Origin of the sequence: Nonomuraea sp. NPDC050328, from assembly GCF_044459405.1 — a bacterium.
Lineage (GTDB): Bacteria > Actinomycetota > Actinomycetes > Streptosporangiales > Streptosporangiaceae > Nonomuraea.
In genome coordinates, this window is sequence record NZ_JBITIW010000006.1 from 437,429 (window position 1) to 463,532 (window position 26,104).

The following is a 26,104-nucleotide window of genomic DNA, read 5'->3' on the forward strand; positions in this document are numbered from 1 at the left end:
AATCGGCCGGGAGCTCAGTTGGTGCGGGTGTTGGACAGGTGGTTGCCCAGGTAGCCGACCCAGACGCGGGCCGAGGGGCCGCCCGCGTCGTCGTGGAAGTACAGGCGGGGGGCCGGGTAGCCGACGCGCTGGAGCTTGATGTGCGCCTCCATGAAGACGGGGCCGTCCGGGCCGGGGAAGGTGCGTTCGGCGCGGAAGGCGCTGTTGCCGGAGACCGACTCCGACTCCCGCATGGTGACCAGGTGCTTGACCAGGGCCGGGCGGCCCGGGGGTGGGTGGTCGCACCACTGGTAGAAGCCGCCCTGGAAGCGGTCGGCGGCCCGGTCGGCGGCGTAGGCGTCGAGGGCGCGCAGGGCGTCCCAGGCCTTGCCGGCCCAGATACGGCAGTGGCGGGGGTAGGTGACGTCGAGGGCGGCGGCGTCGCGGTCGAGATGGGCGGCGAGGGTGACGTGCGCGAAGTAGCCGCGGGCGCGCAGGAGCACGTCCATGAGGCTTTCGGGCTCCCACAGCTCGTCGGGGGTGGCCACGCCGTACACCGGCTGGGACAGGGCGGCGAGGCGGCCTTCGAGCCAGCGGACCCGCTCGCGGGCGCGGCGCTCGTCGGCGGCGAGTTGCTCGTAGTCGAGTTCGAGCTGGTCGTGGTCGGTGCGGAGGCGGGTCAGCTCGTGCTCCAGGACGGCGCTCTGGCCCTCGGCCTCGGCCTGGAGGCTGGCGGAGTGGTGCTGGTGGAGCTTGGCCTGGTCGAGTTCGCGGCGGAGGGCCTCGACGTGGGCGGTCATGATGCGGATGGAGCGGAGGGTTTCGGAGGAGGTGTCGCCGCTGACCATCTCCAGGGCGGCCATGATCTCGGCGCTGAGCTGTCCGGCCACCCGTTCGGCGATCATGGCGGCCAGGGCCTCGGGTTCGGCGGTCCGGCCTCTGGTGGGCGGCTCGCCCACTGGGGTCGTGGGCGCCGGGTGGAGGCCGTCGCCGGCCGGCGCGGGCGGTGGGGCTACGGCGGGTGCGGGCTTCTCCGGCTCGGGCGCCCGTACGGCAGGCGGATCAGAAGCTGCCCGTACGGCAGGCGAATCTGAAGTCACCCGTACGGCAGGCGGATCCGAGGTGCCCCGGGCGAGGACGCGCGGGTCGACGGACAGGGCGGCCAGGCGGTCGCGGAGGGTCGGCTGCGTGGACGGCCCGGCGAACAGCCCGTCGGCACTGGTCTTCCCCGCGAGGATCCCGGGGATGAGGCGCGTGGCCGCCCGGATGTCCTCGGGCAGCGCATGCCGTACCGACTCCCGGATGACCCCGGAGATCACCACGTCGTACGCCCGCACCCCGTGGTCGCGTAACGCGCCGCCGCTCCGGATGGGGTGGCGGTGCGGGTAGGGCTCGTGGCCGGGCCGCAGTCCGGGCAGGTAGGTGCGCAGCCCGCCGCCGAAGACCTCCAGGCTCTCGCCGAGCGCCGCGTTGAACCGGTCCTGGGCGGCCTGGTCGTGCAGGTGGGCGACGAGCGCGAGCCCGGCGGCGGCCCGGGCGAGCCGGGCGGCCCCGGCCGGGACGTCGGCGCGGGAGTCGGGGGACAGGACGATGACCGGCACCCGCCGGGCGGGGTCGGTGAGCCAGCCGAGCAGCTCGTCCAGGTTGGTGACGTCGATCTCGTGGGCGCCCGGGTCGAGCGGCACGAGGCCGTCGGTGGCGCGGGCGGTGGCCAGGAAGCCGGGCAGGAACTCCGGGCCGGACACCAGGTCGGCGGGGGAGCCTCCGCCGGGGTCGTCGAGGACGACGGTGGCCCAGTTGCGGCGGTCGTGCGGAGTGTGCGCCCAGGTGACGACGATCTTCAGGCCGGAGCGGGTGTCGGCCACGTACCGGCCGCAGTGCGGGGTGTCGTGCAGCCGCACGTGGGCTCCGGCGGCGGTGGCCAGGTCGAGGTCGCCGCCGCCGGTGTCGGGTACGTCGAGCCAGGTGGTGAAGGCGGTGCGCAGGCGGGGTCCGAGGCGGGCGGCGCCGTCTCTGAGGACCGCTTGGTACACACGCGCCACGGCTGGTGACCCTCCTCCGCCTGGTTTACCCAGATGCTACGGAATAACGGGCCACGCGCGCCGGTTCACCGGATCTTGATTCCCGCGGGAGCCGGGGGCCGCGGCTCAGCCACCGGGGGAGGGGTTGGCCGAGGCGACCGGCCCCGAGGGCGAAGGCACCGGGCTCGGCGTCCCGCCGGACGTCTCCCCGGCTGAAGGGCTCGGCGTTCCGCCGGTGGGCGGGGTGGGGGTGAGGTGGGTGAAGTGGCCGGCCCGCTCCTTGCGGGGCACGAGCACCCGCACCCGCCCGGCCCGCTCGAAGGTGAAGGTCATCGCCACCGGCTCGCCTGCGCCGAGCCCGGACGCCGTGCCGATCGGCCGCTCCCCGGCGCCCAGCACGTGCCCGGGCGGAAGCTCGCCGGGTACGGCCAGCCGTACCGACCCGCCCTCGGTGGCGACGCCGGTCAGCCGGTCGGCCTCGACACCCCCGTTGACGATCACCGCGAACAGCGGCAGCTCGCTCGCCGGGGACGCGCCGGGTTCCCCGCCGAGCAGGAAGACGTTGCGCACGTGCAGGTCACGGACGCTGACGTTGGCCCCGTCGTTCTGCGGCCGGTGGAAGCGGGTGACGTCGTCGAGGTCGTAGGTGAGCCCCGTGCACCCGGTGACAGCCAGGCACGACAGGACGGCGAGGGCGCGGCGCACGGTCATGGGAACCTCCGCGAAACCTTGGGGGGCCGCCGGACGACGGCTGGGGCTGGCCTTCTGCCCAAGTGAGGATTGAGCAAGCCCCTCCGGGTAGCGCCAAGGGTTCGAGCCGACGCGAAGGAGCATCGCTCATGACCTTCAACCCCCTTCAAGAACGGGGCATCCCGCTCGACCGGCAACTAAGCAACTGGCGGGAGCTGAACGTCACCCCCATCGACCCCGACCACGCCGATCCGTACACGCGGTGCCGGATCATCGCGATGAACGGCATCGAGGTCGAGGCCATCATGTTCAGCCACCAGCTCGCCCGGCACTGCCCGGACTCGGCGATCAAGCAGCAGCTCGCGCACGTCCGCTACCTGGAGGCGCAGCAGCAGAAGGCGGTCAACTGGCTGCTGCCGGGCCTGTCGTCGGTGCTGGAGACCACGCTCGCCTACGAGCAGGTGGCGGTGGACCTGACGAGCTGGGTCGCCCGGATGGAGCCGGATCCCTACCTCAAGCAGGCCTACCAGTTCGGCGTCCTGGAGGACTTCGACCATCTCTACCGCTACGCCAACCTGTTCGAGATGATCGAGCACCGCAAGGCGGAGAGCGTGGTCGCCCAGCTCACCGAGGTCATGCCGGGCCGGCCCACGATCCTGCATCACCGTCATCCGGTGGACAACGTGCGCCAGCCGTACGACAAGAGCGCGGTGGACCCGATCTCGAAGCTGCACGCGCTGACCATCATGGCCGCCGAGCAGCAGACCATGAACTTCTACATGAACGTGGGCCCCATGTACATGGAGCCCATCGCCCGCCAGCTCTACCAGGAGATCGGGCTGATCGAGGAGGAGCACGTCACGCACTACGAGTCGCTGGTCGACCCGGGTGAGACGTGGTGGGAGATGCTCGTCAACCACGAGTACAACGAGTGCTACCTGTACTACTCCTTCATGGAGACCGAGACCGACCCCAAGGTCAGGGCGGTCTGGGAGCTGCATCTCAACATGGAGCTGGAGCACCTGCGGCTGGCGGTCGAGCTGTTCAAGCGGCACGACGGCCGGGACGTGCAGGAGGTCGTCTCGCCGAGGCTGCCCGCGCCGGTGACGTTCGAGCCGAACAAGGAGTTCGTGCGCGAGCTGCTGGCCACGCAGATCGACTTCACCACGATCGGCACCGGTTACGTGCGTGACATGCACGAGCGGTTCGAGCGGCTGCAGGAGCAGATCCACGGTGGCGAGGAGCCGCCGAGCGAGCGCGTCATCGCCGACAACCGCGACAAGTCAGGCGAGGAGTACCGGCTGGAGACCGAGGGACCGCACCCGGTCGAGTCCCTGCGCCGAGCGCGTCGCTGAGCCCCTGGACCCAGGGGCACCCGGGCCGGTCGAGCGGCCCGGGCGCCGGGTGGGCCACTGCCCAGGAACCGGCTAGTTCACCCGCGCCACGAGGCCGAGCAGGCCGGGCTTGGTGAAGTCGGGCCGCGCCTCCGGCACCCGCCAGGCGTCCACCGGCACGATGCCCGGCTCCAGCAGCTCGAACCCCTCGGTCAAGCCCGCGAGCTCGGCGGCGGTGCGGCTGTGCACGCCGCCCGCGCTGGTCCCGGCGTACACCCGTTCCCCGGCCCGCAACCGCGCCGGGTCCACCTCACCCGCGAAGGCGTTGGAGACGACCACGTAACTGCCCGGCGCGAGCACCTTGCGCAGGGCGGTGAGGATCTGCGCGGGCTCCTCCCGGCCGGGGACGAAGTGCAGCATGGCCAGCAGCAGCACGGCGACCGGCCGCTCGAAGTCGAGCAGGCCGCGGATCTCGGGATGGGCCAGCAACTCGTCGGGCGCGCGCATGTCCGCGTCGACGACGATGGTGTGCACGTGGTCGGCCAGCAGCGCGCGCCCGTGCGAGAGCACCACGGGATCGTTGTCCACGTAGGCGACGCGGGCCTCGGGGGCCACCGACTGGGCGATCTGGTGGGTGTTCTGCTGGGTCGGCAGCCCGGAGCCGATGTCGAGGAACTGGGTGACGCCCCGCGCCGCCAGCAACCGCACCGCCCGGCCGAGGAAGGCGCGGTTGTCGTGGGCGATCTGCCGGACGCTGGGCACCAGGGCGACGATCTTCTCGGCGGCCTCCCGGTCGGCCGGGAAGTGGTCCTTGCCGCCGAGGTAGTAGTCGTACATCCGAGCGACGCTGGGGATGCTCGGGTCGATCTCGTGCTCGCGGCTCACGCCGGTCCTCCCTCGCCTGGAATCCCCGAACCGTCCCCACTATGACGGATTTTCCGCGGCGAGGGCAGACGATCAGCAGGCCGGCGCGAACTCCCGGTAGCGGCCCGAATGGAAGACCAGCGGCTCCCCTCCGGACCGCCGGTAGTCCTCGACCTCGCCCACGAAGATGTGGTGGTCGCCCCCGTCCAGCACCCGCACGGTACGGCAGGCGAAGGTGGCCAGCGCCCCGGCGAGCATGGGCAGCGGCGCGGCCAGCAGCTCGACCCCGGCGAACTTGTCGGCCGCCGGCGTGGCGAAGCGCCGCGACAGCTCGTCCTGCCCGGCGGCCAGCACGTTGACCGCGAAGTGCCCCGCCCGCAGGAACACCCGGGCACTCGGCGCCCGGCCGGCCAGGCACCACAGCACCAGCGGCGGGTCGAGCGAGACCGAGGTGAAGGAGTTGACCGTGACCCCGGCCCGCTCGCCTTCGGGGCTGACCGCGGTGACCACCGCCACGCCGGTGGCGAACTGCCCGAAGGCGTCACGGAGCGCTCTCATGCCGCCACCCGGCTCAGGTAGGCCTCGGCCTTGCCGGCGTCGAGGAACCAGTCGCCGTAGTCGGCCGGGTCGTCGAAGCCGTTGACGAAGCGGGAGGCGATCTCCGGGACCTGCCCGGCCGCGCCGAGCAGCGCCAGGTGGTGCGGCTGCGCCGGGGCGAGCAGGGTGTTGGTCCAGCTCGTCACGTGCTGAGCCTGGCTCCAGAAGCGCTCGAAGGTCTGCCGCATCCAGGCCGCGTCGAACGGCTGCGCGCCGCGCTCCACGATGGCGCGCAGGTAGACGTCGGCGCACTTGGCGGCGTTGTTGCTGCCCTGGCCGGTGATCGGGTCGTTGAGCACCAGCACGTCGGCCACGCCCAGCACCGGCCGGCCGGAGGGCAGCACCGCGACCGGGTGGCGGACCGTCGGCGCGAACCGCCCGGTCAGCACGCCGCCCGCGTCGGTCAGCTCGATGCCGTCGCACCGCTCGGCCTCCCACGGCAGGAAGCGCTCCAGGATCTCGCGGCTGCGCGCCAGGTGCTCGGCGGGGCCGCGCACGTCGCCCCAGCAGTCCATGGGCCCGCCGGGCACGCCCTCGAAGACCATGATCTCGCAGGGGCCGGTGCGGGTGAGCGCGGGGAAGACGAAGTACTCGCCCACGCCCGGGATCAGGTTGAAGCAGACCGCCGAGTGCTCCTCGCGCGGGCGCAGGCCGTGCACGTAGGTGACCGCCAGCGCCCGCTGCGGCGCCTGGTACGGCGAGCGGGCCGCGTCACGCTCGAAGAGCGAGGCGATCTGCCCCTTCCCGGCCGCGACCAGCACGAGGTCGTGGCGCTCGGCGTACCGCTCCAGGTCGGCGGGGGAGGCGTCGTGCAGCAGGAACTTGCCGCCGAGCCGTTCCACCTCCGCCATCCAGGCCGGCATCTTGATCCGCTGGTCGACCGAGCGGGCCGGGGCGTGCAGGCGGGCCGACCAGTGCAGGGCCCGGCTCCGCCCGTCCGGTGCGGGCACCGACAGCTCGATGCCGTCGATCGGCGGGCACTCGCCGGTCCACCAGTCGAGGCCGAGGGCCTGCTCGCAGGCCTGGGCGGTGCCGAACATGGCCTGGCCGGACATGACGCGGCCGTCGCGGATGCCCTCGGCGGTGCGGTTGCCGACGACGGTGACGTCGTAGCCCTTCTGGAGCAGTCCGAGGGCCAGGTGGAGGCCGGCCTGACCGGCGCCGACGACGAGGATGCTACGCATGGGTGGGTCTCCTTGCTGGTGAGAGGGTGGGTGGCGGCGCCTGCACTCGAAGGTACGGCCCGGCCACCGGGCCGGGCCATCCACTGAGCGCGGGTCTCATCCACCAGACGCGGAGTCCGGCCGCGGGCTCAGACCGGGACGCCCTGGCGCAGGGTCTCCGACGGCGGCCGGCCGTAGGCCTCGCGGTAGAGGGCGGCGAAGCGGCCCTGGTGCAGGAAGCCCCAGCGGGCCGCGACGGTGGTCACCGTGAGCCGGGCCGGGTCGCCCGTCGCCAGTTCCTCGTGCACGCGCGCCAGCCGTACGCGCCGGAGGTGGGCCATCGGGGTGAGGCCGAGGTGGGCGCGGAAGCCCTCCTGCAGCGAGCGGCTGCTGACCGCGACCGCGCGGGCGATGTCGTCGGTGCTGAGCGGCAGGTGCGCGTGACCTTCCACGAACTCCACCGCCCGGCGCACCACCTTGGGCAGCGCGGGCGGCCGGGGCGCGGTGAGCCGGTCGAGGTAGGTGGAGGGCTGGCCGGTCAGCAGCGAGGTGAGCAGCGCGTTCTCCAGGTGCGAGACGGCCAGCGGCTGCGACAGCAGCCCGTCGTCGTGCTCGGCCTCGCGCACGATGAGGTCGGCCATGCCCCGCCAGGCCCGGGCCCAGCCGGTCGTCAGGTCCACGCCGAGGTCGAAGACGACCGGCCGGTCCAGCGGCTCGCCGAGAAGCTGCTCCATCGAGCGTTCGACGGCGTGCCGCTCGAACTTGACGATGAGCTGCGGGCAGCCGGCCGCCCAGCGCATGTCCAGGTGCCGGGTGGGCGAGGGCAGCGAGGCCAGCGCGGGGGTGGAGACGATCTCCTGGTCGCCCGCGCGGATCAGGCTGCGCCCGGCGAGCGGGATCATGACCAGGTAGAAGGTCTCCAGGTCGCCCGGCTCGATGTGCACGTCGGCCCCGTAGTCGAGGTAGCTGACGCGGACCGAGCCGAGCTGGACGGAGTTGAAGTGCGCCGCGAGCAGGTCGGCCTGGCCGGTGAGGTCCAGGCGGTGCGGGCAGAAGATCTTGCCCACCTCGTCGCGGACCTCGTCCAGGTCGGTGCTCGCGAAGACGGGCCGGTTGCCGAGAAGCACACCAGATCATCGGCCGGGGAACGGGCCTCGTTCCAGGTAAAAATACCTATCCCAGGCTCGCTCCCACCGCGCTGCCGATGCCGTAGGTGACCGCGGCGGCGAAGGCGCCGAGCACGAGCTGGCGCAACGCCCCGGCCCACCACGGCCGCGCGGTCAGCCGGGCGACGATGCCGCCGGCCAGCAGCAGGCCCAGCACGCTGGCCAGGGCGGCGACCAGCAGGCCGGTGGCGCCGAGCGCGAAGGGCAGCACGGGTACGGCGGCGCCGGCCGCGAAGGCGGCGAAGGAGGAGCCCGCGGCGAGGTAGGGCGAGGGCAGGTCGTCGGGGTCGACCCCGAGCTCCTCGCGCACGTGCACCCGCCAGGCGACCTCGGGCTCGGCGGTGAGCTGGCGGGCGACCTTCTCCGAGGTCTCGGCGTCGAGGCCGCGCCCGCGGTAGAGGGCGGTCAGCTCGGCCAGCTCGCCTTCGGGGTTGCGGGCCAGTTCGGCCTTCTCGTTCTCGATCTCGGCCTTGGTCAGCTCGGTCTGGGAGGCGACGGAGGTGTACTCGCCGACCGCCATGGAGCAGGCGCCGGCGACGAGGCCGGCCAGCCCGGTGACGACCGCGACGGTGCCGGTGGCGCCCGCGCCGACCACGCCGCTGATGAGCGCGAAGTTGGAGACGAGGCCGTCCATCGCGCCGAACACGGCGGGTCGGAGCCAGCCGCCGGTCACGTCGCGGTGGTGGTGCTCTTTCATGATTTGTGACGGTATGGCGGGAAAAGATGATCCGCAAGCGAGGAGAGCCTAGCCAAAGTCCCCGAAAAACGGGGCTTGACCTGGGCTAATCCGTCAGACGCCGCAACATCCCCTGTTTCGCGGCGGCGAACTCCTCGTCGGTGAGCACCCCGGCGCGGTGCAACTCGCCCAGCTCGGCCAGGCGGCGCAACACCGCGTCGTGGTCGGCCGCCGGCTCGGCCGGGGCGAGCGCCGGCGGGGCCGCCTCCAGGCTCGCCGGGCCGCGGTCGAGCCGGGCCAGCACCGCCGCCGCCACCAGCGCGGTCGTGCCGCCGAACTTCTGGATGCCCCACGAGACGCAGCGCAGGTCCTTGTCCGGCCGCTTGTCCGGGCCGCCGTCCTTGACCCGGAACCGCAGGCTGCCGTACCCCACGCCGGACAGCGGGCTCCACTCCACCCCCGTCAGGTCCGACAGCCGGTACTCCTGCGGCCCCGCCGCCTCCTTCGCCGAGGCGGCCAGCCACGTCCAGACCAGCCGCACCCACTCGCCGTCGAAGGTCACGGTGGCATCGCCCGCGGAGGCGGTGATCGGCACCTCCGGCGCGGGCAGCAGGTAGTGCTCGCACGGCCCCGCGGGCACCTGGTAGACCTGCAGCATGTCGCGGACCTCGTCCACCATGTAGTCCGCCGCGCCCCGCCGGTCCTTCGGCACCGCCAGCCGGTAGGGGTCGGCGGGCGCGCCCAGCCCGCCGGCGACCGCCTCGCTCAGCGGATCGGCGCCCTTGCGCAGCCGTAGCCGCAGGTGCCCGCCCTTCCGCCCGGGCTCGAAGGCCAGCCCGGCGATCGCCTCCAGCGGGATCGTCAGCTCGCCCAGCGTCTTGCGGAGCTCGTGCACGCCCGAGCCGATGCCCGGGACGATGCGCAGGACCTCGCCGTTGAACGTCCACGTGCCGTCGGAGCCAATGATCTCGGACATGTGGACAAGTCTAGGAGCACAACGGGCTCAGCGGCTGACCCCGTCGCCGCCGCCGGTGAGCAGCCGCAGATCCGACCGGCGGGGCAGGCTCTCCCAGTCGCCCTGCGAGGTCACCGCGAACGCCCCGGCCGCGCAGGCGGTGCTCAGCCGCTGCTCGGGCTCGGCCCCGGCCAGCCACTCGGCCAGCCAGCCCGCCGCGAAGGCGTCGCCCGCCCCGACCGAGTCCACCTCGGTCACCCGGTACGGCTCGGCCCACCGCTCCACCCCGTCGGAGTGCTCCATCGCGCCCTTGGCGCCGAACTTCAGCACCACGTGCCGCGGCGGCAGCCTGCCCGGCTCGTCGCTGATCAGCCGGGCCTCCTCCTCGGTGGCGAACAGCACGTCCACCTCGCCGACGATGTCGCGCAACCAGGCCCCGGCCTCCTCCGGCGACCACAACGCCCGGCGGTAGTTGACGTCGAGCGAGACCAGCACGCCCGCGGCCCTGGCCTCCTCGACCGCATGCCGTACGGTCTGGCGGGCGGAGGCCGACAGCGCCGGGGTGATGGCCGAGACGTGCAGCACCCGGGCCGAGCGGATGAGCTCCGGGTCGAGGTCATCGGGCGACAACCGCGAGCCGGCGCTGGCCTGGCGGTAGTACCGGACGTCGATCAGGTCGGCGGTGCGCCGGCCCTTGATCATCAGCCCGGTCGGCGCCTCGTCGTCGGTGATCGCGTGCGTGCGCACGCCCTCCCCCCGGAGCGTCGTCCGGATCAGGTCGCCGAACTCGTCGGCGCCGACCCGGCCGATCCAGGCGGCCTCGCCGCCCAGCCGGGTCACCCCGATGGCCAGGTTGGACTCGGCTCCGCCGATGCCGAGGTCGAAGTCGCGGGCGAAGCGCAGCGGGCCGGTGCGGCGCGCGACGAACAGCGCCATGGTCTCGCCGAAGGTCACGAGCATGTCAGATCCTCGAAGGCTGGTCGGTCACGGCGATCTCGTGGTGGTCGCCGGGTGCCAGGAAGTCAAGCAGGCGGCGGGCCTCGGCGGCGACGGCGTCCAGATCGTGGATGGGCCGCCACTGGTGGATGGTCAGCGTCGTCGTGCCCTTGGCGCCGGCGATCGTCCAGTCGCCGGCGGGGAAGCCGTCGACCAGGACGATGCGCCACATCACGTTGGCGCGCACGAACCCGGCCGAGACCTCGGCCGTGCGCTCGTCGATGACCCGGCTGCGGTCGGCGTGGCCCAGGAAGAGGTTGTCGAAGTCGTACATGAGCCGCACCGGCACCGGCAGGTCCTCGCCGGGGCGCGGCGCGTCCGGCAGGTCGTACAGCGTGCGGCCGTTCTCGTCACGGAAGCGCGGCAGGTCCATCCCGGCGAAGACCTCGTTCAGCCGGGTCAGCCCCGACCAGGTCTGCATGTCCATCACCGAGGCCGGCCCGAAGGCGGCCAGGTAGCGGCGCACGAACTCCTCCAGGCTCATCGGAGGCACCTCGCGGCCGATCCACGACTCCGCGCTGGTGTGCGCGATCGGGCCGCTCCGCCCCCACAGGCCGCGCGGCGGCACCTGCACCAGCGGAACCAGCCAGCGCACGTACATGCTCAGCGCGTGCGCGTCGGCCTCCGGCCAGTGCTCGTGCAACGCCCGGCCCAGCTCGGCGAAGGTCATCGGCCGCTCCTCGACCAGCCGGCGGCCCACCTCGGCCAGCTCCGCCTCCGGTGCCCCGGCCACCTTCTTGCCGAAGGTGGTGCGCGTCATCCGCGCGGTCGGCGGCTCCAGCAGGGGCCGCATCGCCAGGCAGTCGTCCGCGGTGACCAGGTGGATGGTGCTGCGCTGCAGCGCGATCCTGACCAGGTCCCGCGAGGCGAGCAGGTCGGAGGCGGCCTCGGCGGTGAAGCCCTCGATGCGGTTCCACAGGCCGGTGTACCAGGTGTGCGGGGTCTGCGCCTGGAGGCCGGCGAGATGCGTGACCATGTCGAGGACGGACAGGTTCGAGCGGCGCACCAGCCACTGGCGCTCCAGGGTGGCGCGGTTGAGCGCCCGCCGGCTGAGGAGGGGATCCATGGCGAGCACCCTACTCAAGGGCCGGCCGGCGGGATCAGGTGCTCTCGAAGGTGAAGGCGGAGATCGCCGCCGTGATCGACCGTTCCACGTCGGCGGCGGCGGGCAGCCGGAAGCGGAACACCCCGGCCGGCTCGCCGGGCTGGAACAGGTGACCGGCGGGCGGGACGGCCTCGCCGTACAGGCCGGGCAGGCGGCCGGCCAGGGCGACCGCCCAGCGCAGCGTGCGGCCGGGCCGGCCCGGGACCAGCAGGTAGCCGGCGTGCTCGGCCGGAGGCGGGAAGGGTCCGGGCGCCTGGCCGAGCTGGGCGCCGATCCACGCCCGCGCCAGGTCGGCGCCGTGCACCTCCCGTAACACCTCGGCCGCGGGGCCGCCGGGATGCAGGTCGAGCCCCAGGAAGGCCGGGCCGCTCTCGGCCTGCACCAGCTCGGCCTGGAAGACGGCGTCGGCCACGCCGAGCGCGCGCAGGCAGGCCAGCGCGAAGGCGGTCATCGTCTCGGCCTCGGCGTCGGACCGCTCCACCGAGCCCAGCGGCTCGCCCCGCTCGTAGCCGTAACGGGTGCCCAGGTAGCGCGAGGCCCGGGCGAAGCGCGGCTGCCCCTGGTGGACCAGCCCGTCCACGTGCCAGACCGGTCCCGGCACGAACTCCTCGACCAGCGCCGGGCCGAGTTCCGGCGCGCCGAAGACGATCGCCGGGTCGAGCCCGTACGGCACGACCACCGGCCGCCCGCCGGCCGGCCTGACCACGGCCGCGCTGCCGAGCTCCTGCACGAACCGGCGCACCTGCGCCATCGTGGCCGCCTGGGCGAAGCGCGGCGCGGACAGCCCGGCCGCGGCCACCCGCTCCTTGGCCGCCGCGTCGTCCAGCACGCCGCGCAGGAAGGCCAGCGAGTGGCCGGGCACCTCCAGGCGCTCGCGCAGCAGCCCGCCCAGGTACAGGTCCCTCGGGTCCAGCACGACGATCGCGTCCACCCCGCCGAGCGCCGTCACGCACAGCCCGGCCGCCTTGAGCACCAGGGCCGGATCGGACAGGTCCCCCACGTCCTCGATGTGCCTGGCCCACGGGATGACCTGCGGCCCCCCGCTGATCACGTAGGCCACGTCGTTGTCCCTGTGATCAAGCCCCGGCGCCTGATCCCCCCGGCTGACGATCACCACCCGCATGCGTCTCCCTCCGGCCCCCCGGTCGCGGCTTCAGCGTCCACCCGGTCTCAACGAGCGAGACCCGGATTCGTCGCGGTCTGCGCTCAGCACAGGTCGGTGCGGTAGGCCGTCTCCGGGATCCACCGCTCCCACTCCTGCCGGCTGAGCCCGCCCCCGGCCCGCTCGCAGACCTCGGCCACCGCCAGCGCCGGATCCACCGGCGAGTCCTGGACGGAGCCGTCGGGCAGCACGCCCAGCAGCCGGCGGCCGTCCTGGCTGAAGGCCAGCTCCCTGGAGTACTGGCCGATCGGCACCTGGCCCAGCTCGCGCAGCGTGGTGACCTCCCACAGCCGCACCCAGCGGCCGTTGACCGCCAGCAGCCGGCCGTCGGGGGAGAAGCGCAGCGCGTTCACGTTCTCCCCGGCCGCCAGGCTGCCCGCCTCGCGGCGCTCGGCCACGCTCCAGAGCTGGATCCGGCCGTCGTTCAGGCCGTAGGCCAGGCTGCGGCCGTCGGGGGAGAAGGCGATCGAGGTCGGCGCCAGCCGCGCCACCCCGGCCTTGTCGCGAGCCACCCGCCCGGTCGGCAGGTGGATGAGGTCGGCCCCGGCGGCGAGGGTCTGGCCGTCGGGGGAGAAGGCCAGCGCGGTGACGCGCTCGCTGCGCACCGTCCGGGTCAGCTTGGCCGCGCGCACGTCCCAGACCTGCACGTCCTGGTTGCCCGCCGCGGCCAGCGTGTCGCCGTCGGGGGAGAGGGCGATCGTGGTGCGGTACTCGCCCACGTCGAGCTGGGCGATGCGGGTGCGGTCGGCGACCGTCCAGACGGTGACCGGGTCCCCGGCGATCGCCATGACCTTGCCGCCCGCCGCGAACGCGGGCGCGCCCTTGGCCTCGATCCGGCCGAGCGGCCGGCGCAGCTCGGCGTCGGTGAGCTCGATCGTCGCCCCGGCCTCGGCCGCGACGACCTTGCCGTCGGCCGACAGCGTGGTGACCGCGCTGTCGGCGGCCAGCTCGGGCCGCGGGTCTGGCCGCTCGACCGCGCCGGAGACGTCCAGCGAGACCACGCTGCCGCCGTCCTTGAGGTAGGTGAGCCGCCGGCCGTCGGCGGAGAAGGCGAAGTCGCCCCCCGCCTCGTCGGCCGGGTAGCCGGCCAGCAGGTGGCCGTCGGACAGCCGCCACAGGTCGAAGCCCTCCTGGCTCTCGATCGCCAGGAAGCGCCCGTCCGGGCTGAACGCGGGCGCGGTGGCCGCCGTCGCGGCCAGCAGCTCGGGCTCGGCCCGGCCCTTGGCGGTGTCGACCAGCACGGTGCCCTGGCTGCCCACGATCGCCAGCCGCCGCCCGTCGGCGCTGAAGGCCGCCGGTGGCGGCCCCGCCTCGCGGGTGACCGGCGGCTCGACCTTCCCGGAGTAGGTACGGCGGCGCGTGCCGACCTCCCACAGCTCGACCCGGCCGGTGTGGTCGGCCACGCACACCCAGCGCCCGTCGGCCGAGGCGGTCACCGCCTTGCCGGTCACGTCGAGCAGCTCGTCGCCGGTGGTGGCCGAGTAGAGCCGGTCGCGGTCGGCGGCGGTGACGGTGACCAGCCGCCCGCCGTACAGCCACACGTAGTCGCCGGCCGGCAGCCCCTCGCCGACCTGGCGGCCGGTGGCCAGGTCGAGCACGCGGGTGGCGCCGTCCCGCACCCCGGCGATCAGCGCGCCGTCGGGGCTCAGCTCGCTGGCGCGCTGCAGGTCGGCCGGGACGGTGTGGTCGGCGATCCGGGCCCCGGTCGCCACGTCCCAGCGGGTGACCCGGTCGCCGAGCCATCTGACCAGGCCGCGGCCGTCGTCGGCGAGCTGGTAGCGGGCGCCGGTGTCGGCCTCGGGGTCGGTGAAGACGGCCAGCTCCGGCTGGGCGAGCGAACGCTGGAGCGCGGTGCGGGCCTCGAAGACCGGCGAGACCTTCCAGGCCGCCACGCTCAGCCGCATCGCCGCGCGCGGGTCGCTGCCGCGCACGCTGTCGGCGCGGGCGGCGATGGCCCGGGCGTTGGCCTCGGTGAGCTTCACGGACAGCTCGCCGTGCTGGTGCAGCACCAGCAGCGAGGCGGCCACCGCGACGGCCAGCATCGCGGCCAGGCCGATCGTCGCCATCGCACGGAACCGGCCGCGCCGACGGGCCTGGGCGCGGGCGGCGGCCAGGTAGTCGCGCTCCAGCCGGTTCGGCGCCAGATGCCGGCGGCCGGTCGCCGCCCAGGTGAGCGCCTCGTCGAGGGCGGAGCCGTGCAGCAGGTCGGCCCGCCGCCGGTCGCGCTCGGCCCAGCGCCGGGCCGCCTCGCGGAGCCGCCGGTGGGTGGGCAGGCCGTCGCGGTCCTCGGCCACCCAGCCGCGCAGCCGCGGCCAGGCGTGGAAGAGCGCGGCGCTGGCCGGCACGACCGAGCCGTCGCCGACGGCCACGAGCTTGCCGGTCTCGGTGTCGGTGGGCGGGACCGGGATGCTGCGCCGCAGCAGCAGCCCCTTTTCGGTCAGTCGTGAGATGAGCTCGGGATCGTCGATCTCGGCGGCGGGCAGCGGGCGGACGGAGTCCTCGCCGAGCATGCGCAACAGCAGGCCGGGCAGCGCCTCCTGCTGGGCGGGGGTGAGCGTGGCGTAGAGCTCCTCGGCGCGCTCGCCCAGCGGCCGAGCCGGCGCGGGATCCGGCGGCGGGGCCAGGTCGGCGAAGCCCGCCCGCTCCGGATCCTCCTCCTGGCTCGCCCCGCGGTCGAGCAGGCCGAGCAGGAGCTCCTCGGCGCTGGGCCGCTCGCCGGGGTCCTTGGCCAGCGCGCGGCCCACCAGCTCGCGCAGCGGCCCGCGCAACGGGCCGAGGTCGGGATCGACGGTCAGCACCCGGTGCATCACCCCGCCCAGGCTCTCGGCCTGGAACGGGTCCTCGCCGGTCGCGGCGAACAGCACCACCCCGCCCCAGGCGAAGACGTCGGAGGCGGCGCTCGCCCGCGCGCCGGTGAACACCTCGGGGGCCATGTAGGTGGGCGTCCCGGCGGCGAAACCGGTGCTGGAGGTCTGGCCGAGCCGGGCGACGCCGAAGTCGATCACCCGCGGCCCGTCCGGGCCGAGCAGCACGTTCTCCGGCTTGAAGTCGCGGTGCACCACGCCGGCCCGGTGCACCGCGGCCAGCGCGGTGGCCAGGGCCGCGGCCAGCCGGTCCAGCGCGCCGCCCTGGTAGGGGCCCTGCCGCTGGACCGCCCGGCGCAGATCAGGCCCGGCCACGAACTCGCTGACCAGGTACGGCTGCGGCCCCTCCAGGCGTACCTCGACCACGCGGGCGGTACAGAAGGAGGCGACCTTGCCGGCCGCCTGCGCCTCCTTCGCCATCTGGTCGGGCACGCCGTAGTGCAGGACCTTGACCGCGAAGCGCCGGCCCTGCTCGTCATAGGCCTCGTAGACGATGCCCTGGCCGCCCGTGCCGAGCCGCCCCGCCAGCCAATAGCCGCCGAGTCGCTCCGGATCCCCGGGAAGCAAGCGCATCGTCACTGCAGCTTAGATGCTCTCGTTCCGCGATTGGTTCTGTCCGATTATTCGGTGATCCCGGGCTTCGGGCTGTCCGAAACCAGGGCTTGGAGGATCTGCTCGGCCGCCTGTTCCGGCGTCTTCGAGCCGACGTCGACCTTCACGTCGGCCACCCGCTCGAAGTACGGCTGCCGCCGCGCCCGCATCACCGCCGGGTCGAAACCGGGGCGGTGCGTGCCCGACTTCATGCGCTCGCGGAGCACGGCGTCGGGCGCGTCGAGCCAGGCGACGAAGGCGCCGCTGTCGTGCAGCGCCTGCCGTACGCCGGGGTCCTCCACCACGCTCGCCGCGGCGGCGATGACCTGGGGCCTGCGCAACGCCTCCAGGACGTGCGCGGCCTCGCGGGCGTGCAGGACGGACGGGTCCTGGCCGGCGGCGAGTTCGGCGGCCGTGGCCCGGTGATGGTCGCGCAACCAGGGGTCGCTGTCGCTCAGGGGCAGGTCGAGGGCACGGGCCAGCAGTGTGCTGACGGTCGTCTTACCGGAGCCCATCAGGCCGATCACCACGACGGGTTTGTTTTTCGACATGGGGATAGAAGTTCCTCGGTGCTAAGGAGGTAATCCGATGACAATCGCCGGAAGCATCGTGCTCATCATGCTCGGCGCCATCCTCACCTGGGCGGTCGAGTTCGACATCGCGGGCCTGGACATCAACATCGTCGGCGTCATCTTGATGATCGGCGGTATCGCGATGATGCTCTTCGGCCTCTACCGGGTGCGGGTGACGAGGGAGATCGTGCATCCCACCGCGCCGGAGCGCACTCGCGAGACCGTGTACGAGGAGCGCCGCATCGTGGACCCGGAGGTGTGATCCCCCGATCGCCCCGATCCCGCCCGCCCCCCTCGGCCGGCCGACCACTCCAGGTCGGCCGGTTTTCCTTCGTCCCGCCGGAGCCGGGCGGACCGGCTCGGTCCGGCGGGACGAAGGCTCAGCCGGCCAGGCGCCGGACGGCGGAGACGATGGCCGAGCGGTCGATGCCCGCCTCGGCGAGCTGCTCGGCGGGCGTGGCCGAACCGGGCAGGCCGCGCACGGCCAGCTTGATCACGCGGGGCCCGAGCTCGGCGACCGCGTCCAGGACGGCGTCGCCCAGGCCGCCCTCGGCCCGGTGGTCCTCGACGGTGATGAGCGTGCCGGTGGTGATCGCCGCCTCGCGCAGCGCCGCGACGTCCACCGGCTTGACCGAGTAGAGGTCGATCACGCCGACCGCGAGGCCCTCCTTGGCCAGCTCGTCCGCCGCCGCCAGCGCCTCGTGCACGGTCACCCCGGCGGCCACCACGGTGGCCCGGTCCTCCGTCGAACGGCGCAGCACCCGCGAGCCGCCCACCGGGAACCGCTCGCCGGCCGGGTAGATCACCGGAGTGTCGCCGCGCGTGGTGCGCAGGTAGGAGACCCCGTCCAGGTCGGCCATCTCGGCGACCAGCGCGGCGGCCTGGTTGGCGTCGCACGGGTAGAGCACGGTGCTGCCGTGCACGGCGCGCACCATCGCCAGATCCTCCAGCCCCATCTGGGACGGGCCGTCCTCGCCGATCGCCACCCCGGCGTGCGAGCCGATCAGCCGCAGATCGGAACCGCTCACCCCGGCCATCCTGATGAAGTCGAAGGCCCGGGAGAAGAAGGCGGCGAAGGTCGCCGCGTACGGCACCCAGCCGCGCGCCTGGAAGCCCATCGCCGCCGCGACCAGTTGCTGCTCGGCGATGTAGCACTCGACGAACCGCTCGGGGAACAGCTCGGCGAAACGTTCGGTCTTGGTGGAGTCGGCCACCTCGCCGTCGAGCGCCACCACGTCCGCGCGGGCCGCGCCGAGCGCCGCCAGGGCCTCGCCGTAGGCGGTGCGGGTGGCCACGCTCTGGCCGCGCTCGAACTCCGGCAGCTTGAGCGAGGCCAGCTCGCGCGGCGGCCGGGGATCGGCCGGGTCGGGCCGGCGCACCTCCACAGTCAGCCGGCGCTCGCCGCCGAGCTCGGTGATCGCGCGTTCGGGGTCCTTGAGCGGCTTGCCGTGCGCGCCCTCCCGGTTCTCCACCTCGTTGACGCCCTCGCCCTTGCGGGTGCGGGCCAGGATCACCGTGGGGCGGCGGCGGGTGCCGGCCGCGTCGGACAGCGCGTAGTCGATCTCGCCCGGGTCGTGCCCGTCGATCTCGATGGTGTGCCACCCAAAGGCGCCGAAGCGCCGGGCGTAGGCGCCGGTGTCCCAGCCGTGCCGGGTGGGCCCGCGCTGGCCGAGCCGGTTGACGTCGATGATCGCGGTCAGGCCGGCCAGTCCCTCCTGCCCGGCGTGCTCGGCCGCCTCCCAGACCGACCCCTCGGCCAGCTCGCTGTCGCCGCACAGCACCCACACGTGGCTCGGCGAACGTTCCAGGCGCGCGGCCAGCGCGACGCCGACCCCCACCGGCAGTCCCTGGCCCAGCGAGCCGGTCGCCACGTCCACCCACGGCAGGCGCGGTGTCGGGTGGCCCTCCAGCCGGGAGCCCAGCTTCCTGAAGGTGAGCAGCTCCTCGTCGCTGATCGCGCCGGCCGCCTTGTACAGCGAGTAGAGCAGCGGCGAGGCGTGCCCCTTGGAGAAGATCAGGTGGTCGTTGCGCGGGTTGCCGGGATCGGCGAAGTCATAGGTCAGATGGCAACTGAACAACACCGCCATGAGATCGGCCGCCGACATCGACGACGTCGGATGGCCCGATCCGGCCGCCTCCGAAGCTCTGATCGAGTCCACTCTGAGCTGTGCAGCCAGGTCGCACAGGAATTGCAGGTCTCGTTCGGGCATCGGGGCCTCCTCGTGGTCTTCCCGCTCGCGCCTACCCCCCGACGCGGCGGTTAACGTCAGGTAGGTCAGCGCCGGGTCACGCGCCGGGCGAGAATCGCTCCGCCGAGGGCCGCCACACCCGTCGCGGCGAGGGCCGCGCGGCGGTTGCGGCTGAACCACAGCTGAAGGCTGCGCGGGTGGGCCCGCTCGTCGAAGGAGCCGTGCGCGCCGAAGTCACGTGAGTCGTCCAGTGGCTCCCACAGGTTGCCGGTCCGGTCGCCGGGCGGCTTGCCGCCGCCGCCCTGCTGCGCCGACTCGCCGGTGCGGGCCAGGTAGCGGTCGAGCAGCGCGGGCGCGGCCCGGTTGGCCAGCAGCGTGAGCACCGTGGACAGGCCGGCCCAGTACTCCTTGCGCTCCGGGCGCTCGGCCGCCAGCAGCAACGCCTCGGCGGCCACCTCGGGCTGGTAGATGGGCGGCACGGGCCGCGGCCGTCCCGCGAGCTTGGAACGGACCCAGTCGAACTGCGGGGTGTTGAGCGCGGGCAGTTGCACCATGGTGACGTGCACGCCGCTGCCCTCGGCCAGCAGTTCGGTGCGGACCGACTCGGTGAAGCCCTTGATGGCGTGCTTGGCGCCGCAGTAGGCCGACTGCAGGGGGATCGCCCGGTAGGCGAGAGCCGACCCGGCCTGGACGATCGCGCCCCGGTCGCGCGGGCGCATGAGGTCGAGCGCGACCTTGGTGCCCCACACGTAACCGAGATAGGTCACCTTGGTGGTGCGCTCGTACTCCTCGGGGGAGATCTCGGTGAACCTGGCGAAGACGGAGGAGAAGGCGGCGTTGATCCACACGTCGATGGGGCCGATGTCGGCCTCGATGCGCTCGGCTGCCTGCCGTACCTCGCCGTAGTCGGCGACGTCGGCCTCGTAGACGACGGCCTCGCCCCCGGCGACGCCCACGTCCACGGCGGCGGCGCCCAGGCCGGTGGCGCCGCGGGCGATCAGCGCCACGCGGGCGCCCCGGGCGCCGAGTTCACGCACCACAGCGCGACCGACGCCCCCACTGGCGCCGGTCACGACCACCACTTTCCCGGCCAGACTCACCCGGCCTCACCCGCACCTCTGCTGCGCTGGCGGCGCAGTGCGAGGACGATGTCCACGATGGTGATCACCGCCACGATCCCGGCCGCCCAGGTCAGCCCGGGCGCGTGGGCGATGAGCCCGAGCACCCCGATGGCCAGGGCGAACACCAGGATGAACGAACCCACCCGGATGTGGACGACATCCCGCGGGGTCGCGGGCACCATGGGCTTGCCGGACTCCGAGTACTCCTCGGGCCGCACGTCCTCAGGGCGTTCATTCTGGGCCATATCGTTCCCTCCTGCCATTCGCTCTCCCTCTGCCCGCTACCCCCACCGTTTGTCCCATAACCCGGCGGGTAGCCCGTCCGACGTGCCCGAACTGCGTCCCAGCGATCAGAACGAGCCCGGAATCGTCCGCCGGAGGCGTGGCCGGGGGTTCAGCTACCACTACCCGGACGGCCGGCGCGTGCGCTCGGTCGCCGTGCTGCGCCGTATCCGTGCCCTGGTGATCCCGCCGGCGTGGACCGAGGTGTGGATCTGCGCCGACCCGGCCGGCCACCTCCAGGCGGCCGGCACCGACGCGGCGGGCCGCCGGCAGTACCGCTACCACGACCAGTGGCGCGAGCAGCAGGACCGGCTGAAGTTCGACCGGGTCCTGGAGGTCGCCGAGCGGCTGCCCGCCTTCCGCGAGCAGGTCGACCGCCACCTGGCCCAGCGCGGCCTGACCCGGGAGCGGGTGCTGGCCGCCGCGGCGCGCATGCTCGACGTCGGCTTCTTCCGCATCGGCACCGAGAGCTACGACACCTTCGGCCTGGCCACCCTCCGGATGGAGCACGTGACCTGCGCCAACGGCTCGGTGACCTGCTGCTACCAGGCCAAGGGCGACATCTCCCAGGAGATCGTGGTCAGCGACCCGGCGGTCTGCTCGGTGATCAGGTCGCTGAAGTCGAAGGCCGGAGAGGGCGAGCTGCTGCGCTACCGGACCGACGGCGGCTGGGTGGACGTGCGCAGCCAGGACATCAACGACTACCTGCGCGAGACGGCCGGGTGCGAGATCACCGCCAAGGACTTCCGCACCTGGCACGCCACGGTGCTGGCGGCGGTGGGCCTCGCCGTCTCCAAGCACTCGCGGGGCCGGCGGGCGGTCGCGCGGGTGATGAAGGAGGTCTCGGAGTACCTCGGCAACACCCCGACGGTCGCGCGCACCTCGTATGTGGACCCCAGGGTGGTGGAGGCCTTCGAAGAGGGTAGGACCATCCCGCTGGACAGCCTCGGCGACGGCACCGACCTGGGGCAACCGGCCACCCATGGCGCGGCGGAACAGGCCGTGATCAAGCTGCTGCGCGCCCGCCGGACGGTTTGACCCCGGTGCGGGCGGGCATGCGGCCCTTCTACCGAGGGAGGCGAGCGATGGAGGCTCCGCAGTACATCGCGGCGAGAGTGCAGAAGGCGCTGGCCGAGGACGGACGGACCCACGAGCTGGGCATCAGGGTCGACGTGCGCGGTGACCAGGTGTTCCTGCGCGGCCAGGTGTCCGGCGAGGAGCACCGCCGCGTCATCGGTGAGGTGGCCCAGGAGACGGCACCGGACCTGCACGTCCACAACGAGATCAAGGTGGTGGACGTGACGAGGCCGGGGGAGGATGAGCATCTTGACTGAGATCCGGATCGCAGCGGTCGGAGACGTGCACCTGGGCGAGGACGTCCGGGGCAAGTACCGTGAGCGCCTGCGCGGGATCGGGGAGCGCGCCGACGTCCTCATGCTCGCGGGCGACCTGACCCGGCACGGCACCGCCGAGGAGGGCCGGCTGGTCGCGCAGGAGTTCAAGGACCTGCCCGTCCCGGTCGTCGCCGTGCTCGGCAACCACGACTACCACTCCGACCAGCAGTACGAGATCGCCGCCGAGATGCGTGACCACGGCATCGTGGTCCTGGACGACGACAGCCACGTGCTGGACTGCGGCCCGGTCAAGATCGGCGTGGTCGGCGGCAAGGGCTTCGGCGGCGGGTTCGCCGGCAAGTGCGCCAGCGAGTTCGGCGAGCGCGAGATGAAGAACTTCGTCGCCCACACCCGGCACATCGCCGAGGCCTGGCAGCACGCGCTGAAGGAGGTCCAGGCGGACCGGAAGATCGTGCTGAGCCACTACTCGCCGGTCAAGGAGACTCTGGAGGGCGAGCCGCCCGAGATCTACCCCTTCCTGGGCAGCTACCTGCTGGCCGAGGCGGTGGACAGCGTCGGGGCCGAGCTGATCCTGCACGGTCACGCGCACAAGGGCGCGGAGAAGGGCATGACGCCCGGCGGGATCCGGGTGCGCAACGTCGCGCTGCCCGTGCTCGGGCGGGCCTACGGGGTGTACTGCCTGAATGACGAGTGAGGCTCATATTGGGCCTTGACGGCCCGGAGTCATGGGCACACGCTGGGGGCGCCCCCCAAGTAGCCCCGCGAGGTGCCCATGCTCCGTCGTGCCGCTGCCCTGCTCGCCTTCCTCCTGCTCTTCGCGCTCGCGCCCCCCGCTGCCTCGAGTACGGCGGCGCAGCCCGTTCAGGGGTACGTCGACACCCACAACCACCTGATGAGCCACGAGGCCTTCGGCGGCCGGCTCATCTGCGGCAAGCCCTTCCACCCCGATGGCCCGGCCAGGGCCCTGCTCGACTGCCTCGACCACCACCCCAACGGGGAACTGGCGTGGTTCGAGAACTTCACCCGCACCGGCTCCCCGACCGGCACCCACGACCCGGTGGGCTGGCCGACCTTCCGCGACTGGCCGGCGCACGACTCGATGACCCACCAGCAGAACTACTACGAGTGGATCGAGCGCGCCTGGCGCGGCGGCCTGCGCATCATGGTCAACGACCTGGTCGCCAACCGGCAGCTCTGCGCGATCTACCCGATCAAGACCAACTCCTGCGACGAGATGACCACCCTCCGCCTGGAAGCCCGGCGCACCTTCGAGCTGCAGGACCACATCGACGCCCAGGCGGGCGGACCCGGCCAGGGCTGGTTCCGCGTCGTGCGCAGCGCCGAGGAGGCCCGCGCGGTCATCGCCCAGGGCAAGCTCGCCGTCGTGCTCGGCATCGAGACCTCCGAGCCGTTCGGCTGCCGCACCACGCTGGGCATCCCGCACTGCACCCGCGCCCAGATCGACCGCGGGCTCGACGAGATGCACGCGCTCGGCGTGCGCTCGATGTTCGTCTGCCACAAGTACGACAACGCGCTGTGCGGCGTGCGCTTCGACTCCGGCACGCAGGGCGCGATCGTCAACGCGGGCAACTTCCTGTCCTCCGGAAGCTTCTGGCGGGTCGAGCGTTGCACCGGCCCAGCCCACGACAACACCATCGTGCCGGGCGTGCTGCCCAAGGAGCTCTCGCTCGGCATCCCGCCGCTGCCGCTGTACCCGCCCGGCCCGCACTGCAACGTCAAGGGCCTGACCGCACTCGGCCGGTACATGATCGAGGGCATGATCGCACGCGGGATGATCGTGGAGATCGACCACATGAGCGTCAAGGCCGCGGCGCAGACGCTGGATCTGCTGGAGTCACGCGGCTATCCGGGCGTCATCTCCAGCCACAGCTGGACCGACCCCACCTACTTCCGCCGCATCTACCAGCTCGGCGGCATGATCACGCCGATCAGCGGGCACGCGGAGGAGTTCACCAGGACCTGGCGGGAGACCAAGGCCCTTCGCGACGAGCTGGGCAAGACCGGATTCGGTTACGGCATGGACGCCAACGGCATGCACGCCCTGCCCGGGCCGCGCGCCGGCAGTGCGGTGACCTACCCGCTGCCTGGTGGGCTGGCCCGCCCGATGACGGGCCAGCGCACCTGGGACTACAACGTCGACGGCGTGGCCCACTACGGCCTCGTCCCTGACTGGGTCGAGGACATGCGGGCCGTCGCCGGCGAGGATTTTGTGCGGGACATGGCGGCCGGCGCCGAGGCCTACCTGCAGACCTGGCAGGCCGCCACGACCCGCGCTACACGTTGAAGATGGAGACACCGCCCGGACCCACGAGGAAGCCCAGGACGATCAGGACGATCCCCCACAGGAGATCGCGACGAGCCAGGATCACGTAGATCCCAGCGATGACGAGGATTACCGCGATGATCCAGAGCAAAGTAGCCATGAGCTCACATCTGCCCTCAAAGGCCGTGCCTTAACGCACACCTCCAGGGCAGATATGTCACATGACTACTTTCGGTTACTTCCTCAGCAGCGAGGAACACGACCCCAAGGAGCTCGTACGGCAGGCCCAGGCGGCCGAGCGGGCCGGCTTCGAGGCGCTCTGGATCTCCGACCACTACCACCCGTGGCTCGACGTCCAGGGGCAGAGCGGCTTCGTCTGGTCGGTCATCGGCGCGATCGCGTCGGTGACCAGCCTGCCCATCACCACGGCCGTCACCTGCCCGCTGGTCAGGATCCACCCGGCGATCGTGGCCCAGGCGGCGGCCACCAGCGCCATCCTCACCGGCGGCCGGTTCCGGCTCGGGGTCGGCACCGGTGAGGCGCTGAACGAGCACATCCTCGACTCCCGCTGGCCGCCGGCCGCCGAACGCAGGGAGATGCTGGAGGAGGCGGTCGGCCTCATGCGGGAGCTGTGGAGCGGCAAGCTGGTCACCCACCGGGGCCGCCACTACTCGGTGGACACCGCGCGGCTGTACAGCCTCCCGGACGAGCCGCCGCCGGTGTACATGTCCGGCTTCGGGCCCAAGTCGGTCGAGCTGGCGCTCCGCATCGCCGACGGGTTCATCTCCACCGGCCCGGACGCCGAGAACGTCGCCCGCTTCAAGGAGGCGGGCAAGCCCGCCCAGGGCGGGCTCAAGGTCTGCTACGCCGCCGACGAGTCCGAGGCCCGCAAGACCGTCCACCGGCTGTGGCCCACGCAGGGCATCAAGGGCGAGTCCGCCCAGCTCCTGCCGCTGCCCCGGCACTTCGAGCAGCTCGCGGAAATGGTGACGGTCGAGGAGGCCTCAGCGCAGACGCCCTGCGGCCCCGACCCGGAGGTGCACATCCGAGGGGTGCGCGAGTACGTGGAGGCCGGCTTCGACGAGGTGTACATCAGCCAGATCGGCCACGACCAGGACGCCTTCTTCGACTTCTACTCCCGCGAGGTCTTGCCGGCGTTGCGCTGACCGCCGTTGCCGCGGCGGAGGTCGAGGATCGGCTGCAGCAGCCAGAAGTAGCCGCCCACCAGGGCCACGAGCGCGCCGAAGGCGACCGCCGTCGGATCGTTCAGCACGACCTCCGCCACCAGCGACACCGCCGCGGTCATCGCGATCAGCAGGAAGACCGCCCCCGCCACGCCGAGCGAGTTGGCCCGGTGCAGCATCCGCTCCTTCAGCCCCGTGCGGAAGATGAGCCGGTGCTGCGCCGCCGGGGTGATGAAGCACACGGAGGCCAGCGCCGAGCCGAGCAACGCGATGAAGAACAACCACAGGCCCGCGTTGTCCATCTTGGAGAAGCCCTGCTGGAAGGGCACGGTCAGCAGGAAGGCGAAGAGCACCTGCACACCGGTGACCGCCACCCGCAGCCCCTGCAGGAGTTCCTGCAGCTCGCGGTCCACCCGTTCCTTGTGGCTCTCGCCTGGCTCGCCGCGTTCGGCGTGCCGGTCGAGGCGCCCCTCGCTCACTCGGCCTCCTTCATCAGTTTCGCGTAGGCGAACTGCAGCCAGTCGGAGATGGCCACCGCGCTCATCGTCGCGCCGACCAGCCGGGTCAGCCGCGGCGCGAAGACCAGACCGGCCGCGTAACCGGTGGCGGTCCACTGGGCCAGGCAGAACGGGCAGGCCAGCAGCTCGCCGACGGCGTTGCGCGGCTCCTCCTTCAGCTCGGCCGGGCCGCTGACGCCCTGGTAGCGGGTGAAGGGCGCACGCAGCGGGCTGGTCACCGGGTCCTTGGCGATCAGCCTGGAGACCTTGTGCGTGCACATGCCCATGATGGCCAGGTCGAGCGGGCCCACCCGGTCGGGCGGTCGCCGGCCGGTCAGCGCGGCCAGGGCCGCGGCCAGGCCGACCGCTCCGCCGTACACGGCGAGGATCTTGAGATAGGGGGCCAGGGGCCCCTTGCGGTATTCGCGTTCCGTTTCCTCGAGCACAGCTCAGCGCT

26 protein-coding genes are annotated in these 26,104 nt (G+C 72.9%); 7 read left to right on the forward strand and 19 right to left on the reverse strand.

The window, feature by feature from the left end:
* Positions 1-14: 14 nt before the first annotated feature.
* Complete coding sequence (locus ACIBG7_RS24695) at positions 15-2,021, reverse strand: hypothetical protein (RefSeq protein ID WP_397337703.1); 2,007 nt, start codon at positions 2,019-2,021, stop codon at positions 15-17.
* 105 nt (positions 2,022-2,126) lie between these two features.
* Positions 2,127-2,711, reverse strand: a complete 585-nt coding sequence (locus tag ACIBG7_RS24700) for a hypothetical protein (RefSeq protein ID WP_397337704.1) — start codon at positions 2,709-2,711, stop codon at positions 2,127-2,129.
* 128 nt (positions 2,712-2,839) lie between these two features.
* Here ACIBG7_RS24700 and ACIBG7_RS24705 point away from each other — a divergent pair, with 128 nt between their 5' ends.
* A complete protein-coding gene (locus tag ACIBG7_RS24705) occupies positions 2,840-4,045 on the forward strand; it encodes a hypothetical protein (protein ID WP_397337705.1) in 1,206 nt (401 codons plus the stop codon).
* A 72-nt stretch (positions 4,046-4,117) separates the two neighbouring features.
* Here the strand turns inward: ACIBG7_RS24705 and ACIBG7_RS24710 are convergent, their stop codons facing one another.
* The 11 genes from ACIBG7_RS24710 to ACIBG7_RS24760 form a co-directional block, all read right to left on the reverse strand.
* Entirely contained in the window at positions 4,118-4,909 is a 792-nt protein-coding gene (locus tag ACIBG7_RS24710) for an SAM-dependent methyltransferase (RefSeq protein ID WP_397337706.1), read from the reverse strand.
* A gap of 72 nt (positions 4,910-4,981) precedes the next feature.
* Positions 4,982-5,446: a flavin reductase family protein gene (locus ACIBG7_RS24715; RefSeq protein WP_357927675.1), complete on the reverse strand. Its 465-nt coding sequence runs from the start codon at positions 5,444-5,446 to the stop codon at positions 4,982-4,984.
* Entirely contained in the window at positions 5,443-6,669 is a 1,227-nt protein-coding gene (locus tag ACIBG7_RS24720) for a styrene monooxygenase/indole monooxygenase family protein (RefSeq protein ID WP_397337707.1), read from the reverse strand. The genes ACIBG7_RS24715 and ACIBG7_RS24720 overlap by 4 nt, the downstream gene beginning before the upstream one ends.
* A gap of 128 nt (positions 6,670-6,797) precedes the next feature.
* Positions 6,798-7,775 carry an AraC family transcriptional regulator gene (locus tag ACIBG7_RS24725; RefSeq protein ID WP_357927672.1) on the reverse strand — a complete coding sequence of 326 codons (978 nt, stop codon included), beginning with the start codon at positions 7,773-7,775 and terminating at the stop codon, positions 6,798-6,800.
* A 46-nt stretch (positions 7,776-7,821) separates the two neighbouring features.
* A complete protein-coding gene (locus tag ACIBG7_RS24730) occupies positions 7,822-8,511 on the reverse strand; it encodes a VIT1/CCC1 transporter family protein (protein ID WP_357927671.1) in 690 nt (229 codons plus the stop codon).
* A gap of 85 nt (positions 8,512-8,596) precedes the next feature.
* The gene (locus ACIBG7_RS24735) at positions 8,597-9,466 is read right to left on the reverse strand and encodes a DUF4429 domain-containing protein (RefSeq protein ID WP_357927670.1); all 870 of its coding nucleotides are present in this window, start codon (positions 9,464-9,466) and stop codon (positions 8,597-8,599) included.
* 27 nt (positions 9,467-9,493) lie between these two features.
* Positions 9,494-10,405 carry a sugar kinase gene (locus ACIBG7_RS24740; RefSeq protein ID WP_397337708.1) on the reverse strand — a complete coding sequence of 304 codons (912 nt, stop codon included), beginning with the start codon at positions 10,403-10,405 and terminating at the stop codon, positions 9,494-9,496.
* A 1-nt stretch (position 10,406) separates the two neighbouring features.
* Positions 10,407-11,507 carry a winged helix DNA-binding domain-containing protein gene (locus tag ACIBG7_RS24745; RefSeq protein WP_357927668.1) on the reverse strand — a complete coding sequence of 367 codons (1,101 nt, stop codon included), beginning with the start codon at positions 11,505-11,507 and terminating at the stop codon, positions 10,407-10,409.
* A 34-nt stretch (positions 11,508-11,541) separates the two neighbouring features.
* Positions 11,542-12,669: an acetyl-CoA carboxylase biotin carboxylase subunit family protein gene (locus tag ACIBG7_RS24750; protein WP_397337709.1), complete on the reverse strand. Its 1,128-nt coding sequence runs from the start codon at positions 12,667-12,669 to the stop codon at positions 11,542-11,544.
* An 83-nt stretch (positions 12,670-12,752) separates the two neighbouring features.
* A complete protein-coding gene (locus tag ACIBG7_RS24755) occupies positions 12,753-16,145 on the reverse strand; it encodes a protein kinase (protein WP_397337710.1) in 3,393 nt (1,130 codons plus the stop codon).
* A gap of 47 nt (positions 16,146-16,192) precedes the next feature.
* Positions 16,193-16,714, reverse strand: coding sequence for a shikimate kinase (locus ACIBG7_RS24760; protein WP_357927663.1), 522 nt, complete (start codon positions 16,712-16,714; stop codon positions 16,193-16,195).
* Positions 16,715-16,751: 37 nt separating this feature from the next.
* Here ACIBG7_RS24760 and ACIBG7_RS24765 point away from each other — a divergent pair, with 37 nt between their 5' ends.
* Positions 16,752-16,997, forward strand: coding sequence for a hypothetical protein (locus ACIBG7_RS24765; protein ID WP_357927661.1), 246 nt, complete (start codon positions 16,752-16,754; stop codon positions 16,995-16,997).
* A 118-nt stretch (positions 16,998-17,115) separates the two neighbouring features.
* Here ACIBG7_RS24765 and ACIBG7_RS24770 read toward each other — a convergent pair whose 3' ends face one another.
* From ACIBG7_RS24770 to ACIBG7_RS24780, 3 genes are all read right to left on the reverse strand, one after another.
* Entirely contained in the window at positions 17,116-18,945 is a 1,830-nt protein-coding gene (locus ACIBG7_RS24770) for a transketolase (protein WP_397337711.1), read from the reverse strand.
* A gap of 65 nt (positions 18,946-19,010) precedes the next feature.
* Positions 19,011-20,024, reverse strand: a complete 1,014-nt coding sequence (locus ACIBG7_RS24775) for an SDR family oxidoreductase (RefSeq protein WP_397337712.1) — start codon at positions 20,022-20,024, stop codon at positions 19,011-19,013.
* Positions 20,021-20,290 carry a hypothetical protein gene (locus ACIBG7_RS24780; protein WP_357927655.1) on the reverse strand — a complete coding sequence of 90 codons (270 nt, stop codon included), beginning with the start codon at positions 20,288-20,290 and terminating at the stop codon, positions 20,021-20,023. The genes ACIBG7_RS24775 and ACIBG7_RS24780 overlap by 4 nt, the downstream gene beginning before the upstream one ends.
* Positions 20,291-20,372: 82 nt before the next feature.
* Between ACIBG7_RS24780 and ACIBG7_RS24785 the strand changes: the two genes are divergently transcribed.
* The 4 genes from ACIBG7_RS24785 to ACIBG7_RS24800 all read left to right on the forward strand — a co-directional run bounded on the left by ACIBG7_RS24785 (position 20,373) and on the right by ACIBG7_RS24800 (position 23,987).
* Positions 20,373-21,365 carry a DNA topoisomerase IB gene (locus ACIBG7_RS24785; RefSeq protein WP_357927654.1) on the forward strand — a complete coding sequence of 331 codons (993 nt, stop codon included), beginning with the start codon at positions 20,373-20,375 and terminating at the stop codon, positions 21,363-21,365.
* A 47-nt stretch (positions 21,366-21,412) separates the two neighbouring features.
* Positions 21,413-21,661 (forward strand): BON domain-containing protein, encoded by a 249-nt coding sequence (locus tag ACIBG7_RS24790; RefSeq protein ID WP_357927652.1) that lies wholly within the window; start codon positions 21,413-21,415, stop codon positions 21,659-21,661.
* On the forward strand, positions 21,654-22,376 hold the full coding sequence (locus ACIBG7_RS24795) for a metallophosphoesterase (RefSeq protein ID WP_397337713.1): 723 nt from the start codon (positions 21,654-21,656) through the stop codon (positions 22,374-22,376). The genes ACIBG7_RS24790 and ACIBG7_RS24795 overlap by 8 nt, the downstream gene beginning before the upstream one ends.
* A gap of 78 nt (positions 22,377-22,454) precedes the next feature.
* Positions 22,455-23,987, forward strand: coding sequence for a Coagulation factor 5/8 type domain-containing protein (locus ACIBG7_RS24800; protein WP_397337714.1), 1,533 nt, complete (start codon positions 22,455-22,457; stop codon positions 23,985-23,987).
* On the opposite strand, the gene ACIBG7_RS24805 is transcribed toward ACIBG7_RS24800, so the two are convergent.
* Positions 23,977-24,126 (reverse strand): GPGG-motif small membrane protein, encoded by a 150-nt coding sequence (locus ACIBG7_RS24805; protein WP_020543887.1) that lies wholly within the window; start codon positions 24,124-24,126, stop codon positions 23,977-23,979. The genes ACIBG7_RS24800 and ACIBG7_RS24805 overlap by 11 nt on opposite strands.
* A 61-nt stretch (positions 24,127-24,187) precedes the next feature.
* Here ACIBG7_RS24805 and ACIBG7_RS24810 point away from each other — a divergent pair, with 61 nt between their 5' ends.
* A complete protein-coding gene (locus ACIBG7_RS24810; protein ID WP_357927647.1) occupies positions 24,188-25,132 on the forward strand; it encodes a TIGR03557 family F420-dependent LLM class oxidoreductase in 945 nt (314 codons plus the stop codon).
* On the opposite strand, the gene ACIBG7_RS24815 is transcribed toward ACIBG7_RS24810, so the two are convergent.
* Positions 25,099-25,629, reverse strand: a complete 531-nt coding sequence (locus tag ACIBG7_RS24815; RefSeq protein ID WP_357927645.1) for a DUF6328 family protein — start codon at positions 25,627-25,629, stop codon at positions 25,099-25,101. The two genes, ACIBG7_RS24810 and ACIBG7_RS24815, sit on opposite strands and share 34 nt — an antisense overlap.
* Positions 25,626-26,093 (reverse strand): DUF1360 domain-containing protein, encoded by a 468-nt coding sequence (locus ACIBG7_RS24820; protein WP_357927643.1) that lies wholly within the window; start codon positions 26,091-26,093, stop codon positions 25,626-25,628. Before ACIBG7_RS24820 ends, ACIBG7_RS24815 begins: the two co-directional genes overlap by 4 nt.
* Between the last annotated feature and the right edge of the window lie 11 nt (positions 26,094-26,104).